We start from the raw sequence: 13240 nt of genomic DNA on the forward strand, positions 1-13240 counted from the left end.
TTGACTTATGAGTGCCGAACCGACCAAGAAGAACCGACAGCGGGTCGTGAAAACCCGCAGCCGCTTTACCACTTTACTGACTGTCTACTTCTTCGTAGCGCTGATTATTCCCAATTGCGTGCTGGCAAATACGGAGCCTTACTCCATATGGACCGTCGAGGCGCTGATCCTCATGCCTTTGGGATTCTACATGATGTGGAGCGTGGCGCTGCGGCGTTCGGGCGTGATGATCTGGCTGGCATTCCCGTTCATCTTCTTCTGCGCCTTCCAGATCGTGCTGCTGTACCTCTTCGGCAACTCGATCATTGCGACGGACATGTTCACCAACCTGCTGACGACCAATCCGGGCGAGGCGGGCGAACTGCTGGGCAACATCTACCCCTCGGTGATCCTCGTCTGCGTACTCTACCTGCCGCTGCTGTGGCTTGCGGCGCGTGAAATCGGGCACAAACGCTACATCACGCGCACGGCGCGCATGAACATCGGCCTGACCGGTGCGGCGCTCTTCGCGCTGGGCCTGCTGACCCTGTGGCCTGCCTACCGCGTCAGCGAAGACCGGCATGTGCTGCGCGACGAGATTTTCCCGCTCAATATCATGTACAACCTCGGGCTGAGCGGCTCCGAGTTCCGTAAATCGTACAATTTCCAGAAGACCTCCGAGGGATTCACCTACGAGGCCGAGCGCACAGCCCAGGCCCCGGGACGCGAAGTCTACGTATATATCATAGGCGAGGCGGCGCGTGCGATGAACTGGCAGCTTTACGGCTACGAACGCGAGACCAATCCCCTGCTCTCGCAGGTCGGTGACCTGGTGGTTTTCCGCAATATGCTCACCCAGAGCAACACCACCCACAAGAGCGTGCCGCTGATCCTTTCGTCCGTGTCTACCGACGAACACGAAGAACTATACCGCCGCAAGGGTCTTCCGGCACTTTTCAACGAAGCGGGATTCGACACCTGGTTCATCTCCAACCAGTCGCCGCAGGGGGCGATGATCGACCACCTGGCCCACGATGCCAAGCACGTGATCTACATCCGTTCGCCGCGTCACGACATGCAGTTGCTCGACGAAATGCGCCGGGTGCTGGACAAGAGCGATTCCCGGAAAATACTTTTCATACTCCACTGCTACGGTTCGCACTTCAGCTATCACCAGCGTTACCCGCGTGAATTCGCCCATTTCCAACCCGACGACGACGTGGCGATCGCCTTGCAGCACCGCCCGATGCTCGTCAACGCCTACGACAATTCGATCCGTTACACGGATTATTTCCTTGCGCAGACCATCGGTTTCCTGCGTTCGCAGCAGGGAACCTCGTCGGCGCTGCTCTACTGTGCCGACCACGGCGAAGACCTGATCGACGACGCCCGTGAGCGATTCCTGCACGCATCGCCCACAACGACGGCCTACCAGCTATATGTGGCGTCGCTGGCGTGGTTCTCGGAGGACTACCGGCAGCATTTCCCCGAAAAGGTCGCCGCCGCCGAAGCCAACGAGACGGCTCCTGCGACGACGCATGCGCTGTTCCACACGATGGCCGACATGGCTTCGATCCGCGGACGGTTCCTCACGACGAAGGTGTCGCTCGTAAGTCCCGATTTCGACCGTGCGGCTCCGCGCCGTTACCTGAACGACCACAACGAAGCCGTCCCCTTCCCCAAGACGGGCCTCAAGCCCGAAGATATGGAGGTATTCCGGCGCTACGGCATCGAACTTTAGACGATACTGAAATAATTAGGGCTGCTCCTGACGGGGCAGCCCTAATTGTTTAAATTCGGGGTCCGAATTATTTCGCAGCGTCTACGGAAACCTTGCGGAACTCCTTCATCATCTTCGAAATTTCCAGAGCCGACTTGCGGGCGCGAGTGCCTGCAGCCTTGTTGTTTTTCTCTACCTGAGCAGCTGCGTTGGCTGCAAATACCTCAAACTCTGCGTTGATTTTTGCTACTAATTCTTTCATAGTTTTATTTATTAAATTGGGTTTGTTATCAACGCAAAGATATAAAATTATTCTAATCCACACCATCGGGAGCCTGAAAAAACAGCCTTTTTTACAAGAAAATACCTATTTTAGAGGGGTGACGGTACGTTTTTTGCCTTTCCACCGGGGTAAAACATACCCTTATGGACAGATTTTTCCTTACAACATGCCTATTTGCCGCGCTCCTCACGGGCTGCGGAAAGCACACGCCGAAGCAGGTGATGCCGCCCCTGCGGGTCGGAGTAGCCGTGTCGGCGGTCGACAGCGTTCCCAACCGCATGAGCTTCATCGGTTACCTCGCGAGCAACTTCGACGCCGTGATCCAGCCGCGCGTAACCGGCTACCTCTCGTCGAAACAATACGGCAACGGCATGCCTGTCCGGCGCGGGCAGCTGCTCTTCACCATCGACCCCAACCAGTTGTCGACTTCGATGCTGGCGGCCGAGGCCGAGCTCGAATCGGCCCGGGCGCAGGCCCTCGAAGCCCGCAACAACTACGACCGCGCCGTACCGCTGGCCCGCATCAACGCCATCAGCCAGTCGCAGTTGGACCAGTATACGGCGCAATGGAAAGCCGCCGAGGCGTCGGTGCGTTCCGCAGAGCAGTCGCTGCTGAGCGCCCGGCTCAATGTGAGTTACACCGAACTGCGTTCGCCGATCGACGGCATCATCGAACACACAGCGGCGCATGTGGGCGACTATGTGGGTCCGGGCACGCAGTTCAGCGTCCTGACGACCGTATCGAACATCGACACGCTGACGGTCGACGTGGCGATCCCCATGTCGCAGTACCTGCGCTATGCAGGCGACCGGACTTCGATTTACGACAACGACGGGCTGCTCTCGGACATCCGTCTCGTGCTGGCCGACGGCTCGCAGTATCCCCACGAGGGACTCTACGACTACACGCGCAAGGACGTTTCGTCCGCTACCGGGACGCTCGTACTGGTGGTGATGTTCCCCAACCCCGACGAAGCGCTGAAACCGGGCCAGTTCGCCCGCGTCGAGGCCAACGTCGGACCCGTGCGGCCGAGGATCGTCGTTCCCCAGCAGGCCGTAAGCCAGGCGCAGGACATCTCGTCGGTGTGGGTCGTGGCGGCCGACAGCACGGCGCAGTACCGCCGCGTCACGCCGGGTGAAACCTACGGCGCGCTGTGGTGCATCGACGAAGGACTGGACAGCGGCGAACAGGTCGTGGTCGCCGGACAGCAGAAACTGCGCAACGGCGCGAAGGTAATTCCCGAAAAGAGGTAGCGCCATGGAGAAATTTTTCGTATCGCGCCCGATCTTCGCCATCTCGCTGGCCATCGTCATCGTGCTGGTCGGACTGATCTCGATCATGAGCCTGCCGATCGAGCAGTATCCCGACATCACGCCTCCGGTCGTGGAGGTGTCGGCCACCTACGACGGCGCCGACGCCGAGACCGTGAACAACGCCGTCGCGACCCCCGTGGCGCAGGCCGTGATGGGCGTCAGCGACATGCTCTACATGCAGGCCACCAGTTCGAACAACGGTGCGATGGTGCTGCAAGTCACCTTCGACATCGGGTCGGACCCCGACCTCGACGCCATCTTCACCCAGAACAACGTCGCCTCGGCCACGGCCGAACTGCCCGCTACGGTCACCAAGCAAGGCGTCACCACGCGCAAAACCATGACGGGATTCCTGATGGTCTACTCGCTGCACAGCGACGGACGCTACGACGGGGAGTTCCTCTCGAATTACGCCTACATCAACCTCCAGAACGAACTGCTGAAGATCGACGGCGTGGGCAAGGTCTCGATCATGGGGGCCGGCGAATACGCCATGCGCATCTGGCTCAAACCCGACGTGCTGAAATACTACGGCATTGCGGTCGACGAGGTGATCGCCGCCATCGAGAAACAGGGAGGCATCTACCCTGCCGGGCAATTCGGCGCAGAACCGGCTCCCGACGGCGTGGCCTACACCTATACGGTGACCATGCCGCCGCAAATCTCCACAGCCGGCGAGTTTGCCGACATCGTCGTCAGGACCACCTCCTCGGGCGAACAGATTCGCCTGCGGGACATCGCCGAGGTCTCCCTGGGCAGCCAGACCTACGGGGTCAGCTCTTCGTTCGAAAGCGACCCGACGGCCATGATCGTCATCTACCAGCAGCCGGGCAGCAACGCCGTGGCTGTCGGCGGCAAAGTCAAAGCCGCGATGGAACGCCTCTCGGAGCGTTTCCCCGACGGCGTCGAAGCCGCCACGATCGTCGACACGACCACAAGTATCGACGCCGGCGTGAAGGACATCTTCCGCACGCTGATCATCGCGCTGATACTGGTCATCTTCATCATCTACCTCTTCCTGCAGGACTGGCGGGCCACGGTCATTCCGCTCGTGGCGATTCCCGTGTCGCTCGTCGGTGCGTTCGCGCTGTTTCCGCTGCTGGGATTCTCGATCAACATCATCTCGCTGCTGGGCCTCGTGCTGGCCATCGGCCTTGTGGTCGACGACGCCATCGTCGTGGTCGAGGCCGCGCAGGTCAATATCGAACGGGGTATGAAGCCCCGTGCGGCAGCACTGGAAGCCATGCGCAACGTCGCCTCGCCGATCGTCGCTACAACCGTCGTACTGCTGGCCGTCTTCGTCCCCGTGTCGTTTACGGGCGGCATCACGGGACGGCTGTTCCAGCAATTCTCCGTCACGATCGCCGTGTCGGTGGTGATCTCGGCGTTCAACGCCCTGACGCTCTCCCCGGCGCTCTGCGCCCTGTTGCTGCGCCACCGGGAACCGTCGCAAAAAGGTTTCTTCGCCGCCTTCAACCGCTGGTTCGCCCGGCAGATGGAGCATTACAGTACGTTTACCCCGACGCTGATGCGCCACGTCGCCCGCACGGGCATTTTCGTGGCCGTGGTCCTCGGGGTGATCTTCGTCGTGTGGCGCAAGCTGCCCGCCGGATTCCTGCCCGAAGAGGACCAGGGCTATGTAATGGTGATGGTCTCGACGCCCGAAGCCTCGTCGCTACAGATAACCCGGCAGGCCATGGCCGAGGCCGACGCCGTGATCCGCACGCTGCCCGAAGTGGCATCGACTTCGTTCGCCGCGGGATTCAACATGATGGCCGGCATCGCCTCGACATCGAGCGGCATCATCTTCGCCAAGCTCGTCGACTACTCCGACCGCAAGCTCTCGGCCATGCAGATCGCCCAGCGGCTCACCGGGGAACTCTACGTCGCGGTTCCGGGAGCCGAATGCTACGCCTTCATCCCGCCTTCGATCCCGGGCCTGGGCATCACCTCGGGCGTATCGGTGGAGGTGCAGGACCTCGAAGGACGCGGCACGGCCTACCTGCTCGAAAACGCCGAAAAGCTGATGGACTCGCTGCGCCGAAGCCCCTCGATCGCTTCGGTCACCACGCAGTTCAACGCCGGGGTTCCCCAGCGGCGGCTGCGCATCGACAAACAGCAAGCGCTGGCCGCCGGCGTGGACCTCGGAACGCTTTACGGCGAACTGACGACCCTGCTGGGCGGGGCGTATATCAACAATTTCACGCGTTTCGGCAAACTCTACCAGACCTACATCCAGGCTGCGCCCGATTATCGGCTCGACCATCGGTCACTCGACAGTTACTACGTCGCCTCGGCATCGGGAGAGAGCATCCCCGTAGCATCGTTCATCGACGTTGTCGACACCGTGGGCGTGGAGTACGTTTCGCAGTTCAACCTCTACCGGTCGATCTCGCTCACCGTCACCCCGGCGGCGCGGGCCTCGACGACGACCGTCATGCAGGAAATCACCGCGACGGCCTCCGACGTGCTGCCCGACGACATCGGCACGGCATGGAGCGGAACCTCATACCAGGAGGCTAACGCCTCGAAGACCGGGGGACTGGTCTACGTGCTGGCTCTCGTATTCGTGTTCCTCGCACTGGCGGCCCTCTACGAATCGTGGGGACTTCCGCTGGCGATCCTGATGAGCGTTCCCGTAGCGGTGCTGGGCGCAGTGCTGTTCATCGGCGGCTCGCACCTGATGAATGCACTCTACGTCAACGACATCTACATGCAGATTTCACTCGTGATGCTGATCGGACTGGCGGCCAAAAACGCCATCCTCGTGGTGGAATACGCCGACAGGCTGTTCCGCGAGCAGGGTGCGTCGCTGATGGATGCGGCGATCGGGGCCGCGAAACTCCGCGTGCGGCCGATCATCATGACCGCCTTCGCCTTCATTCTGGGCGTCATGCCCCTCGTCTTCGCCAGCGGCGTCTATGCTACGGCCCGCAACATCATGGGCGTAGCGCTCGTGGGCGGCATGCTGTTCGCCACGCTGCTGGGTATCTTCGTCTACCCTGCGCTCTATTACTTCGTGGGAAAAATCGGAGGTTTCGAGAAACGCCGCGAATGCAAAAAACAGGAGGAAGTACAATGAAAACGAAAATCATAATCGCCGCCCTGCTGCTGGCGGCCTGTACGCCGAAATTCTACCCGCCGCAGGTCGCGACGCCCGAAAACTACATCTACGGCGACGGATTCTCGTCCGACACGACGGGCGTAGACGAACGCTGGTGGGAGCTTTTCGGCGACACGACGCTCAACGCGCTGGTCGGACGGGCCCTGGCGAACAACCGCGATGCGGCGGCGGCCGCCGCCCGGGTCGAAGAGGCGCGGGCCAACCTCAGGGTCACCCGGGCGCAATACCTGCCGCAGGTCGGCATCGGAGCCACCGCCGAGGGCGAATACACGCCCCAGACCAAGATCGTGCAGTCGTATGCCGTCGAGCCGACGCTCTCGTGGGAGTTGTCGTTGTTCGGGGCGCTGCGCAACGCCAAGCGTGCCGCCAAGGCGGAGATAGCCTCCGCAGAATGGGCGTTGGCAGGAGTGCGGCTCTCGCTGGCTGCCGAGGTCGCCACGACCTATTTCACCCTGCTGGAGTACGAGCGCGACCTCTTGATCGCCCGCCAGACCCTTCGCCTGCGACGCGAATCGGCCGCGCTGATCGACTCGATGTTCCGCTACGGCATGTCCGACGGCGTGGCGCTGGAGCAGGCCCGGAGTCTGGTCTACACCGCCGAAGCGGACATCCCGCAGTATGCGCGGGCCGTGGAGCAGACGTGGCTGTCGATGGGGATTCTGCTGGGCGAGACGCCTTCCCGGGCACAACTCTCCGGTGCTGGACTGCACCTGCTGACCGACTACCGCCCTGCGGAGATTCCCGTGGGACTGCCTTCGGAATTGCTCAAACGCCGTCCCGACATCCGCCAGGCGCATTTCGACATGCTCCACGCTGCGGCGCAGGCCGGGCAGGCCCGCAGCGCTCGTTTTCCGTCTATCTCGCTGACTGCCAAAGGCGGAGTTGCATCCAATTCAATCAAAGGTTTAACTGCGGCGAATCCCTGGGCATGGGATGCCCTGGGCTCCATCGCCGAGCCGATATTCGGATTCGGAAAACTGCGCAATGCCGAGCGGGCCGCGATGGCGGCCTACACGCAGTCGGCCAAGAACTACGAGCAGACCGTGCTGACGGCTTTTGCCGATGTGGAGAAGGCATTGGTGGCCATCACGACCTACCGCGACCAAACCGAACGCACGGGCGAACTGGTGCTCTCGAACGACCGCATCGCCACGATGACCCGCGCGCTCTACCGCAGCGGATTGTCCGACTACCTCGACGTGATCGACGCCGAACGCAGCCTCTACCAGTCGCAGATGGCACTTGTCAACCTCGTGGCGCAGCAGTATATCAACTACGTTACGCTCTGCAAAGCGCTGGGCGGCGGGTGGACTGCCGCAATTAAGAATGAAGAATGAAAAATGAAAAATCGTGTTATTCAGACATAATAGGGCCAGACCAGTAAATCCGCAAATTTTCAATTCCTAATTTTTCATTTTCAATTCAGGGCATACCTACTTATGGGGATTGCACATATCGCCGTAAAGTCGTACCTTTGGACGCAAAACAGAAGAAAATGCGTCTATCCGAACTGAAAACCGGCGAGTCGGCAACGATCGTCAAGGTGATGGGACACGGAGGTTTCCGCCGCCGCATCATGGAGATGGGTTTCGTCCGCGGACAACGGGTCGAAGTCATCCTGAACGCGCCCCTGAAGGATCCGATCGAATATAAAATCATGGGCTACGACATCTCGCTGCGGCGCAGCGAAGCCGACATGGTCGTCGTGCTCACCGACAGCGAAGCCGGGGAATACCTCGCCAGGCGCGAACATCGTCACCATCATCACCACCATTTGCAATCCGGGGTGTGCGAATGCCCCGCGAGCGAAACGCCGTCGCCGGATGCTCCGGCAGCGGAATTCGGTGCAACGGAACCCGGCGAGGCGTGCTGCGCGAGCATCGACGAGGTCGTAGCGCGCCACACCCGGACCATCTATGTCGCACTGGTCGGCAATCCCAACAGCGGTAAAACGTCGCTTTTCAACGCCATATCGGGCGGCCACGAGCATGTGGGCAATTACAGCGGCGTGACCGTCGGGGCCAAAATCGGCAACCGCATCTACCGCGGCTATCGGTTCGAAGTCACCGACCTGCCCGGAACTTATGCCCTTTCGGCCTACACGCCCGAAGAGCGTTACGTGCGCAATCACCTCGCCACGAAGACTCCCGACGTAGTGATCAACTCGGTAGTAGCCTCAAACTTAGAGCGTAACCTCTATTTAACTACGGAGTTGATTGATATAAACCCGCGCATGGTCGTAGCGCTCAACATGTTCGACGAACTGAACGACAGCGGGGCGAAACTCGACTACGACAACCTGGGCCGCATGCTGGGCGTGCCGATGGTCCCGGTCGAAGCGCGCAACAACCGCGGCATCGAGGCCCTGCTGGACACGGTGATCGACGTGTACGAGAACCGCGACGAGCGCGTGCGTCACATCCACATCAACATGGGCCCGGTGATCGACGAAAGTTTGCGCAAGCTGAACAGCGACATGGGCGCCTTCCGCGACGAACTTCCGAAAGCCTTCCCGCCCCGCTACTACGCGATGAAGATGCTCGAAGGCGACAAGCAGGCCGAGGAGAGCCTCCGCAACTGTGAGCGTTATCCCGCTTGGGTCGAGATTCGGGACCGGGAAGCCAAACGCATCGCCGAGGCCCTGGGCGAGGATGTCGAAACGGCTTTCGCCAACCAGAAATACGGCTTTATCCAGGGCGCGCTGAAGGAGACCTTCACCCCCGGGCGGCGCGAGGAGGTCACGACGACGGCCATGATCGACACTTTCGTCACGCATAAACTGTGGGGATTCCCGATCTTTTTTGCGCTGATGTGGTTGATGTTCTGGTGCACGTTCAGCCTCGGGGCCTATCCGCAGGAGTGGATCGACGCGCTGGTGGGTTGGATCAGCACCGGGCTGGATACAATATTGCCCGCAGGACCGCTCCGCGACCTGTTGGTCGACGGCATCATCGGCGGCGTGGGAGCCGTGATCGTCTTCCTGCCGAACATCATGATACTTTATCTCTTCATCTCGTTCATGGAGGATTCGGGCTACCTGGCCCGTGCGGCGTTCATCATGGACCGCGTGATGCACCGGATCGGGGTACACGGAAAATCGTTCATCCCGCTGATCATGGGTTTCGGCTGCAACGTACCCGCCATCATGGCCTGCCGGACTATCGAGAGCCGCAGCAGCCGCCTGATAACCATACTTATTACACCGTTCATGTCATGCAGCGCCCGAATCCCGATTTACCTGTTGCTGGCGGGAACGTTTTTCGCCGCCAACGCCGGGATGGTGATGCTGGGACTCTACATACTGGGCGTCGTGCTGGCTGTAATTACGGCCCGGCTGATGCGCCGGTTCCTCTTCCCGGTGGACGAGACGCCGTTTGTGATGGAACTGCCGCCCTACCGCCTGCCGACATGGAAAACCACGCTCAGCCACATGTGGGACAAGTGTGCGCAGTACCTCAAAAAGATGGGCGGCATGATCCTGATCGCCTCGGTAGTCGTCTGGTTCCTGAGCTACTATCCCCGCACGAATGCGACCGCCGGAACCGAAGCGCACTACGAAAACTCCTATCTCGGCCAGCTGGGCAAAGGCTGCGAGCCGGTATTCAGCCCCCTGGGATTCAACTGGAAAGCCAGCGTGGCGTTGCTGTCGGGGCTTCCGGCCAAGGAGATCGTGGTCTCGACGCTCGGCGTGCTCTACTCCGAGGGCGCCATGACGGAAGCCGCCCCCGCAGGGACAGAAAACGTCATCGGCGGCGCAGAGGGTCCTACGCAGATCATCGTCGCAGAAGAACGGGCCGCGGCTCCCGAACCGGCCGAAGACGAGGAAATGGCGTCGCTTTCGCAGCGGCTGCTCGCCAGCGGCGACTTCACGACCGCCTCGGCGCTGGCGTTCCTGGTGTTCATCCTGCTTTATGTGCCCTGTATCGCCACGGTGGTGGCCATCGGCGCCGAAGCGGGGTGGAAATGGGCCGCGGCATCGGTTATCTACAACACGGCGCTGGCATGGCTCGTGGCGTGGATCGTTTATCGCATCGCATCGATATTCTAACCGATGGGCTGGCAGGACTATGTTGTATGGGCCATCGGGCTGGCAGTCGCGGCGATCGTCGCGAGACGGCTGTGGTGCTTCGTGCGCGGACGGCGGCGGGGAGGCTGCGCGTCGTGTGCGTCGACACAATGTCCGCTGAAAAAGTTCAACGAAAAGAATTAAACCGTATCTTTGCCGCCGCAAACGACGGCGGTTTTCCGAAGCCGGCTGCAAAGTCCGGCTTCGAATGTATAGGCCGGCCGACGAAGTGCACACGACTATGGCAGGACTCTTCTATATTCTATTTTTCTGGCTGACAGGCAATGCGTTGAGCCTCCTTACCGGAGGTTATGTTTCAGGTAACATCATCGGCATGATCCTGCTTTTTGCGGCGTTGTGCCTCAAGTGGGTGCGGGCCGAGACGGTACGCCCTGCGGCGCGCTTCCTGCTGGGAGCCATGGCGCTGTTCTTCGTGCCCTACGGCGTGGGGCTGATGGACTCCTATCAGGTGATCCTCGAAAACCTCTGGGCCATCGTCGTCTCGGGAATCCTCTCGACGATTCTCGTGCTGATCGTCTCCGGCAAAACATTCCAAAGCCTGAACCGACGCGCCCGCCTGCGACACCTCAAACACCTCCGCCACGATGCTTGACGCCGCATTTCTCTCTTCGGACCTCTTTCTGCTGACCCTCACCGTGGGCCTCTACTGCCTCGGGGCGCTGATTTACCGCCGCGCGAGGCTGCCGCTGCTCCACCCGGTGCTGCTCACGTTCATCGCCGTGATCGTCTTCCTGCGCTGCGCCGGAATCGGTTACGAACGTTACCGGGACGCGACGGGCATCCTCAATTTCGCCCTCGGCATGTCGGTCGTGGCGCTCGGATACCTGCTTTACGAGCAACTCGAACGCCTGCGCGGAAGCCTGCTTCCGGTAGGTGTGGCGACCCTTGCGGGATGCGTCGCGGGGGTGCTGAGCGTGGTCTATATCGCCATGGCGTTCGGGACCGAGCGGCAGATTCTCAACTCCATAGCTCCAAAGTCGGTGACCGTGCCGATAGCCGTATCGGTCGCCGGCCCGCTGGGTGGCAACGTGTCGGTAACGTCGGTCGTGGTCTTCTGCGTGGGGATTTTCGGCAGTATCTTCGGCGAATGGATCCTCCGCCACTGCGGGGTCCGCGATCCCGAGGCGCGGGGTTTCGCCCTCGGAGCCGCCGCACACGGCATCGGCACGGCGCGGGCCATCGAGATGGGCGCTGCCGAAGGAGCCCTGAGCGGTCTTGCAATGGCCCTGATGGGACTGGCGACAGCATTGCTCATGCCGCTGATGGAGCGGTATCTCTATTGAACCGGAGCGGATTTCGGCAGGCTGAAAACTCGACGAATATCCGGATCGCCCGCTATTCGGGCTCGATAGCGCACAATTTTTCACGCCGATTTATTAATTTTATTAATTATTTCCCTATCTTTGTCCGGAAGCATAATCCCAAACATAACTTATACTATGGCAAAAGCAGTCAACATCGCCCGTTCACACCGGTTGGACGGCATCGGAGAGTACTATTTTTCGCGTCGTTTGCGCGAGATCGCCGAGATTGAAGCGGCAACGGGCCGCCAGATCGTAAAACTGGCCATGGGCAGCCCCGACCTGCCGCCCCACCAGTCCGTGATCGACCGCCTGGCGAAAGAGGCACAGCGTCCCGACGTGCATAAATACATGTCTTACCAGGGTGAGCCCATCCTGCGCAAGGCCTTTGCCGACTGGTATAAGAAATGGTATCGCACAGAACTGGATTTCAAGTCGGAGGTGTTGCCGCTGATCGGTTCGAAGGAAGGTATCATGCACATCTGCATGACGTTCCTCAATAAGGGCGACAAAGTCCTCGTCCCGAACCCGGGCTACCCCACCTATTCGGCGGCCGTACGTCTGGCAGGCGGCGAGATGCTCCCCTATGCGCTGAACAAGCAGACCAATTTCTACCCCGATTTCGACGCGATCGAAAAGGCAGGGCTCGACGGTGTGAAGATGATGCTCGTCAACTACCCCAACATGCCGACGGGACAGACCCCTTCGATGGAATTGTTCCAGAAAATCATCGACTTCGGAGCCAAGCACAACATCCTGATCGTGCATGACAACCCGTACAGCTTCATCCGCAACGCCGAACACCCGATCTCGATCATGGAGGCCGAGGGCGCAAAGGACGTGGCTCTGGAGATGAACTCGCTGTCGAAAGGCCACTCGATGGCCGGCTGGCGCGTGGGCGTCGTCGTGGGCAAGAAGGAGTGGATCGACTCGATCCTTACGTTCAAGTCGAACATGGACTCGGGTATGTTCTACCCCATCCAGGCCGCTGCCGACACCGCACTGGCGCTGGGCGAGGAGTGGTTCAAGGAGCTGAATGGCATCTACTATGCCCGTGAGAAGCAGGCTTACGAACTGCTCGACGCACTGGGATGCCGCTACCGCAAGAACCAGGCAGGCCTGTTCATCTGGGCCGAACTGCCCGAGGGTTACAAGGGCGACAGCTTCGCGTTCTCGGACGAGGTGATGGAGAAGACCGACGTGTTCCTGACCCCCGGCGGTATCTTCGGTTCGGAAGGCAACGGCTACATCCGCATCACGCTCTGCTGCCCCGAAGCCCTGCTGAAGAAGGCTACCGAAAAGATCAAGATCGCTTTCGGCAAGTAAACGCCGATTTACAGATAGAGACAGCCGTCCTTTTGGACGGCTGTCTTTTTTGTGCCCGGACAGGCGGCAGGATAACAAAAAAGCCCCCTCTTGCGAGGGGACTTACA

The 13240-nt window shown here is 60.5% G+C and carries 9 protein-coding genes; 8 read left to right on the plus strand and 1 reads right to left on the minus strand.

What is annotated here, in order from left to right; genetic code table 11:
- The first annotated feature begins 7 nt into the window (after positions 1-7).
- Positions 8-1720 carry a lipid A phosphoethanolamine transferase gene (locus I2E69_RS07735; RefSeq protein WP_195460513.1) on the plus strand — a complete coding sequence of 571 codons (1713 nt, stop codon included), beginning with the start codon at positions 8-10 and terminating at the stop codon, positions 1718-1720.
- Positions 1721-1787: 67 nt separating this feature from the next.
- On the opposite strand, the gene I2E69_RS07740 is transcribed toward I2E69_RS07735, so the two are convergent.
- Positions 1788-1961 carry a histone H1 gene (locus tag I2E69_RS07740; protein ID WP_195460514.1) on the minus strand — a complete coding sequence of 58 codons (174 nt, stop codon included), beginning with the start codon at positions 1959-1961 and terminating at the stop codon, positions 1788-1790.
- A 164-nt stretch (positions 1962-2125) separates the two neighbouring features.
- Here I2E69_RS07740 and I2E69_RS07745 point away from each other — a divergent pair, with 164 nt between their 5' ends.
- From I2E69_RS07745 to I2E69_RS07775, 7 genes are all read left to right on the plus strand, one after another.
- Positions 2126-3235, plus strand: a complete 1110-nt coding sequence (locus I2E69_RS07745) for an efflux RND transporter periplasmic adaptor subunit (RefSeq protein ID WP_195460516.1) — start codon at positions 2126-2128, stop codon at positions 3233-3235.
- 4 nt (positions 3236-3239) lie between these two features.
- Positions 3240-6377, plus strand: a complete 3138-nt coding sequence (locus tag I2E69_RS07750) for an efflux RND transporter permease subunit (RefSeq protein ID WP_195460518.1) — start codon at positions 3240-3242, stop codon at positions 6375-6377.
- Positions 6374-7756: an efflux transporter outer membrane subunit gene (locus I2E69_RS07755; protein WP_195460520.1), complete on the plus strand. Its 1383-nt coding sequence runs from the start codon at positions 6374-6376 to the stop codon at positions 7754-7756. The genes I2E69_RS07750 and I2E69_RS07755 overlap by 4 nt, the downstream gene beginning before the upstream one ends.
- Before the next feature lie 158 nt (positions 7757-7914).
- Positions 7915-10467: a ferrous iron transport protein B gene (gene feoB, locus I2E69_RS07760; RefSeq protein ID WP_195460522.1), complete on the plus strand. Its 2553-nt coding sequence runs from the start codon at positions 7915-7917 to the stop codon at positions 10465-10467.
- 259 nt (positions 10468-10726) lie between these two features.
- The gene (locus tag I2E69_RS07765) at positions 10727-11098 is read left to right on the plus strand and encodes a CidA/LrgA family protein (RefSeq protein ID WP_195460523.1); all 372 of its coding nucleotides are present in this window, start codon (positions 10727-10729) and stop codon (positions 11096-11098) included.
- Positions 11091-11789 (plus strand): LrgB family protein, encoded by a 699-nt coding sequence (locus I2E69_RS07770; protein ID WP_195460525.1) that lies wholly within the window; start codon positions 11091-11093, stop codon positions 11787-11789. The genes I2E69_RS07765 and I2E69_RS07770 overlap by 8 nt, the downstream gene beginning before the upstream one ends.
- Positions 11790-11945: 156 nt before the next feature.
- Positions 11946-13133: a pyridoxal phosphate-dependent aminotransferase gene (locus tag I2E69_RS07775; RefSeq protein ID WP_195460527.1), complete on the plus strand. Its 1188-nt coding sequence runs from the start codon at positions 11946-11948 to the stop codon at positions 13131-13133.
- The last annotated feature ends 107 nt before the right edge of the window (positions 13134-13240 follow it).

The sequence above is a fragment of the Alistipes sp. D31t1_170403_E11 genome, assembly GCF_015553985.1.
In the GTDB taxonomy this organism is placed as follows: domain Bacteria; phylum Bacteroidota; class Bacteroidia; order Bacteroidales; family Rikenellaceae; genus Alistipes; species Alistipes montrealensis.

Excerpts from the sequence above, each read along its gene's own strand:
- I2E69_RS07735 (WP_195460513.1), top strand. The coding sequence starts at position 8 with ATGAGTGCCGAACCGACCAAGAAGAACCGACAGCGGGTCGTGAAAACC.
- I2E69_RS07740 (WP_195460514.1), bottom strand. The coding sequence starts at position 1,961 with ATGAAAGAATTAGTAGCAAAAATCAACGCAGAGTTTGAGGTATTTGCA.
- I2E69_RS07745 (WP_195460516.1), top strand. The coding sequence starts at position 2,126 with ATGGACAGATTTTTCCTTACAACATGCCTATTTGCCGCGCTCCTCACG.
- I2E69_RS07750 (WP_195460518.1), top strand. The coding sequence starts at position 3,240 with ATGGAGAAATTTTTCGTATCGCGCCCGATCTTCGCCATCTCGCTGGCC.
- I2E69_RS07755 (WP_195460520.1), top strand. The coding sequence starts at position 6,374 with ATGAAAACGAAAATCATAATCGCCGCCCTGCTGCTGGCGGCCTGTACG.
- feoB (WP_195460522.1), top strand. The coding sequence starts at position 7,915 with ATGCGTCTATCCGAACTGAAAACCGGCGAGTCGGCAACGATCGTCAAG.
- I2E69_RS07765 (WP_195460523.1), top strand. The coding sequence starts at position 10,727 with ATGGCAGGACTCTTCTATATTCTATTTTTCTGGCTGACAGGCAATGCG.
- I2E69_RS07770 (WP_195460525.1), top strand. The coding sequence starts at position 11,091 with ATGCTTGACGCCGCATTTCTCTCTTCGGACCTCTTTCTGCTGACCCTC.
- I2E69_RS07775 (WP_195460527.1), top strand. The coding sequence starts at position 11,946 with ATGGCAAAAGCAGTCAACATCGCCCGTTCACACCGGTTGGACGGCATC.